At 68.2% G+C, this 5292-nt stretch carries 3 protein-coding genes and 1 pseudogene; all 4 read left to right on the top strand.

Annotated features, from left to right (window positions below):
• Positions 1-58: 58 nt before the first annotated feature.
• Positions 59-1579: a hypothetical protein gene (locus tag ACN269_RS32695; RefSeq protein WP_421476885.1), complete on the top strand. Its 1521-nt coding sequence runs from the start codon at positions 59-61 to the stop codon at positions 1577-1579.
• A 493-nt stretch (positions 1580-2072) separates the two neighbouring features.
• On the top strand, positions 2073-3776 hold the full coding sequence (locus ACN269_RS32690; RefSeq protein WP_421476884.1) for an acyl-CoA synthetase: 1704 nt from the start codon (positions 2073-2075) through the stop codon (positions 3774-3776).
• Between the two features lie 174 nt (positions 3777-3950).
• A complete protein-coding gene (locus ACN269_RS32685) occupies positions 3951-4817 on the top strand; it encodes an alpha/beta fold hydrolase (RefSeq protein WP_421476887.1) in 867 nt (288 codons plus the stop codon).
• 96 nt (positions 4818-4913) lie between these two features.
• Positions 4914-5292, top strand: a pseudogene (locus ACN269_RS32680) (sodium:calcium symporter); the annotation flags it as partial.

The following is a 5292-nucleotide window of genomic DNA, read 5'->3' as shown; positions in this document are numbered from 1 at the left end:
CTCAGCATTCGTTAAGTCAACTGCCAGGTTCAGTTGGCGGACACCCGAAGGGATCTACATGTACGTGAAATCCGGACGGCATCGCGGCGCGCCGCGTTCCGCGCCAAAGTTCGTGGCGACGAGCGTCGCGGGCGCGGCGATCGTCGGCCTCGGAGCGTTGACGGCGGCAGCCGCCTTCGCCGAGGGGCCGGTGCCGGCCACCACCCACACTGCCCAGGTGACGTTGGTCAACAGCGAAGACGCGCTGTGGCTCTTCGGAAGCTTCGGCGGAGGCAAGGACGAGTCGGTCGTCGGCGCAGCGGCGCTGAGTTCGCCCACGGTGAGCACCGCGGCGTTCCGGCCGGCCATCGGCCAGGGTGGCTGGCTGATCGGCGACGGCATCGACGCCGCTGCGAACTGCGTCGGCGACGCCTGCAACGGCACCAACGGCGGCATGCTGTGGGGCAACGGCGGCAACGGTGCCAACGGTGGCGCCGGTGGGCACGCCGGCATGTTCGGCGGCAACGGCGGCCAGGGCGGCAACGGCCTCGATGCCGTGTACGAGAACGGCGTGCTCGTGCGGGCAGCACAGAACGGTGGCGCCGGCGGCAACGCCGGCGCCTTCATGGGTGACGGTGGCGCCGGTGGCAACGGTGGCAACGACTTCAACGAACTCGCCGCTGGCGACGCCGCAAACGCGACCGGCGGCAACGGCGGTGCCGGTGGCGCCGGCGCGAGTTTCGTCCCGAGCCGGGGCGGCAACGGCGGCGATGGTGGCGAGGCCACGTCGCTGTTCGGTAGCGCCTTCGGTGGTGCCGGCGGGCTGGGCGGTGACGCGAACATCGGGTTGCCGTGGCCCGATGAGGTGCCCGAGAGCAGCTACGGTGCCGGCGGCGGCGGCGCCGGCGGTGATGCCACGGCCGGCTCCGCCGTGACCGGTGGAACCGACGAGCAGGTTGCCGTGGGCGGTGCCGGCGGCGACGGCGGCTACGGCCTCGTGTCCGGCGGCAGCGTTCCTGAGATTCGCGGCCACGGCGGCGGCAGCGGCGGCAGCGCCGCGGCCTACGGCGAGGCCGAGGCCGAGGGTGGCGCCGGCGGCGACGGCGGCGGGCGTCTCATCTCCCGCAGCACCAACGGCGGTAACGGCGGCAGGGCCAACTCGCAAGACGGCGAAGCCAGCGGTGGCGCCGGCGGGTCCGGCGGCACCAGTCAGATCTCGGGCCTCGGCGGCCGCGGCGGCGGCGGCGGGAGCGCGACATCGACCGGTGGCAACACCGTCGGTGGTCGCGGCGGCAACGGCGGCGACGGCGGTGCCATCGGCGGCGACGGTGGCGCGGGCCGCAACGGCGGCAGCGCTACCGGTGGAAACGCCCGCGGCGGCAACGGCGGGACCGGCGGGACCGGCGGTTCCTCGGTGACCGACAACGAAGGCGGCACCTACGGCAAGGGCGGCAACGGTGGTAACGGCGGCAACGCCTCGCCCAGCTCCGGCAAGAGCGGTACCGGCGGCAACGGCGGCTCCGGTGGCCAGGGCGGTGCCGGCGACGGTAACCAGGGCAACGACGGCAACGACGGCAACAGCAGCAACGACAGTGACTGACGTTTCGTAGGTTGCCTGTAACCAGCGATGGGTACGGGACCGGCTGCGCCGCAGTCGGTTCCGTACCCATCGGCTTTTCTGGTACCCGTGATCGAAGAGGTGACGCAGTGACGGGAGTGGTCAAAAAGGGGGTTCGGCACCTGGTGTCGTTGCCCGACAAGGGTGACAATGGTGGTGCCGATAATGAGTCTATTCGCAGCAAGAACCGAGAACGACGATGTCCGAACCACACACCGCAGCGCCCAACTCGAAAACGACCACCCCGAACACGCAGTCCCACAGCGGCGTTTGGGAGTTGTGTCACCACCCCGTCCACAGCGCTTCGGCTGCGATGCACTGGGTTCTCGATGAGAACGCCCACGAAGCAGTTCCGCACATCCGTCCGAGGCACTACGCCTTCGTCGAGGACGCGGCCATGTGCCGCGAAGTCGAACATCTGTGAGCAACACCTAGTCCAGTCCCCGGAGGTGTCGAGCACCCGGCCGGACGAAATGTGCCGGCTGTTACGGTGAACGAAATTTCGCACCGAGGGGGCTCGATGTCCAATTCACCGACCGGCATTCGGCAGAAGCTGCAGCAGGTATCCGAGTCAGCGCGGGCAGTCAAGCGACTCGTCGAATCCGGCGTTCTGGACTTGAAGGATCTGGGCGGCACGGTGCAGGGCGCCAAGCTAATCCGCTCCTACGGACCGCAGGCGACGATGGCCATCCAGGGCGGTCGCAGGTTCCCGACCCTGCCGGCGATCGTCGACGAGCGCGGCACCTTGACATACGGGCAGGTCAACGACCAGTCCTGGGCATTGGCGCATGGTCTACGTGGCCTGGGCGTCACCGAGGGCTCGGTCGTCGGCCTGCTGTGCCGCGACCATCGCGGCCTGGTGATCGCAATGGCCGCCTGTGGCAAGCTCGGCGCCCGCATGGTGCTGATGAACACCGGGTTCGCCAAGCCGCAGTTCGCGCAGGTCTGCGAGCGTGAAGGCGTCCGCGTGGTGCTGCACGACAGCGAGTTCCTCGGGCTGCTCGATGCCCTGCCGCCCGACCTGCCGCGCGTGCTGACCTGGGTCGACGACGGCGTGGAGCTGCCCGAGGGCGTGCAGACCCTCGATGAGATCATCGCGGCAAACCCCACCGAACCGCTGCCCGCGCCGAGCAAACCGGGTGGCTCGGTCATTTTGACCAGCGGCACCACCGGCCTGCCGAAGGGTGCCCCCCGCGACACCGTGTCACCGCTCGCGACGGCGCAGATCATCGACCGAATTCCGTTCCCCCAGAAGGGAACCATGGTCATCGTGTCGCCGATCTTCCACAGCACCGGCTGGGCCACCTACACGGTCGGCGCGGCGTTGGGCAACAAGATCGTCACCGCCAGGCGGTTCAATGCGGAGCGGACCCTGCAGCTGATCGCCGAGAACAAGGCCGACATGCTGGTCGCGGTGCCGACGATGCTGCATCGCATGGTCGAGCTCGGACCCGACGTGATCGGCAAGTACGACACGTCGTCGTTGAAGGTCATCCTGCTCGCCGGGTCGGCGCTGAGCCCCGACCTGTCCAACCGGGCCCAGGACACCTTCGGTGATGTCCTCTACAACATGTACGGCTCGACCGAGTGTGCCATCGCCACCGTCGCCAACCCGGCCGAACTACGCGCCGCGCCCGGTGCGGCCGGCCGCGCGCCGGTGACCTGCGAGGTAGTGCTCTACGACGAGAACGATCAGCGCATCGAGGGTCGCAACCGGCGCGGCCGGATCTTCGTCCGCAACGGCGCACCGTTTCAGGGCTACACCGACGGTCGCAACAAGCAGATCATCGACGGTTTCATGTCCAGCGGCGACATGGGCCACTTCGACGACAACGGGTTGCTGTTCGTCGATGGCCGTGATGACGACATGATCGTCTCCGGCGGTGAGAACGTCTTCCCGCAGGAAGTGGAGAACCTGCTCGAAGAACGTGCCGACATCGCCGAGGTGGCCGTGGTGGGTGTCGACGATGTCGAGTTCGGAAAGCGGTTGCGCGCCTTCGTCGTTTCCGAACCCGGCGCCGGGCAGGACGCAGCCGAGATCAAGCAGTATGTAAAGAACAACTTGGCCCGGCACAAGGTGCCCCGCGACGTGGTGTTCATCGAGGAGCTGCCCCGAAACGCCACCGGCAAGCTGCTGCGCCGCGTCCTGGTCGAGATGGACGTCGACACGACGCGCTGATCAGCGAGAGCTGGCTGGTTGCTCTGCGGACCAACGTGTGGCGGTTGCTGGGCAGTCGCGGTTCGCGATGGAAACGTGCGCAAGCTGGTCGGTGACCCCGATGTGTACCACCGTGGTCCACCAAGCCCAATCGAGTAGGCTCCGATCCGTGGTCGTAGCTGCGGGGTGCAGGTGATGCCACCGTTAACTCTCGCCGACGGGCGCACGCTGGCCTACGACACCTACGGCGACCCCGACGGTCTGCCGGTCATCTTCAGCCACGGTTTCGCCGATTCGCGGGTGATCCGCCACCCTGACGAGGAGCTCACCCGATCACTCGGGGTGTGGATGATCGCCGCCGACCAGCCGGGTGTCGGGGGCTCGGCACCGCAGCCCGGGCGCAGGATGGTCGACTGGGGCGCCGACATGGAGCAGCTCGCTGACCAGCTGGGGCTCGGCCAGTTCGCCGTCGCCGGCCACTCCGGCGGGAGCCCACACGCGCTGTCGATCGCCGTGCACATGCCCGACCGGGTCACGCATGGGGTGCTGGCCTCTCCGGTCGGGCCGCTCGACCGGGAGCGTTACGCCACGATGCTGGCGATGACCGAACTCAAGTTCATCGTCAAGCTACGCCGCCTCGGTCCAGTGCTCAGGTTTCTGCTGGCGTCCTCAGCGCGCAGGGCCCGCAAGGATATCGGCGGCTACCTGGAGGAGATGGCCAAAGTCGATGCCTCCGACGCCGCCACGTTTCTGTCCGATCCGGCGCAGCGAGAGATGTTCGAGGCGAATTTCACCGCCGGCATCGAACAGGGTTGTGAGGGGATGTACGAAATGACAATGGCGCTGTGGCAGTGGGGGTTTGAGATCGGCGACGTACGCCAGCCGTTCGGCGTCTATTACGGAGACGCCGACGACATCATCTCCCCGGAGATGCCCAAGCGGGTCGCCGAACAGCTGCCCGACGCGACCGCCACCGTCTGGCCCGGAGCGGGTCACTACGGGTTCGTCGACCGGGACCGCTGGTCGGCCTATCTGAGCGCGCTCACCGCCCGCGCGGGGTAACGTCGCGGCATCCGTCCGAACCGCGCGATGTTCGCCGCGGCCCGGCACCGGGTATTAGCTAGCAATGCGAAGTGACGTGACCGTAAGTGACGCCCCGTGACCCCGCAGGCCTGGCCGCTGACCTTGCTCATCCTGGTCCTGCTGGGCAGCGGCGCCGTGCTGCTGACCGCTGGTGTGCGTTTCACCAAGATTGTCGACGAGCTTGCTGACCGCACCGGCATCGGGGAAGCGCTGGCGGGCGCGGTGCTGCTGGGGGCCACCACATCGCTGCCCGGCCTGGTGACCTCGATCTCGGGAGCCGCCGCCGGTGACGCCGGGTTCGCCATCTCCAACGCGTTGGGCGGGATCGCCGCGCAGACCACCTTCCTGGCGATCGCCGATCTCGCCTATCGAAAGGTCAACCTCGAGCACGCGGCCGCATCGGTACCCAACATCGTGCAGTCCATGACGCTGATCAGCATGATCGGCGTGGTCC

Origin of the sequence: Micromonospora sp. WMMD736, from assembly GCF_049179015.1 — a bacterium.
Taxonomy (GTDB): domain Bacteria; phylum Actinomycetota; class Actinomycetes; order Mycobacteriales; family Micromonosporaceae; genus Micromonospora.
The sequence above is the reverse complement of the archived record's forward strand: the minus strand, read 5'-3'. Positions and strand labels throughout refer to the sequence as shown.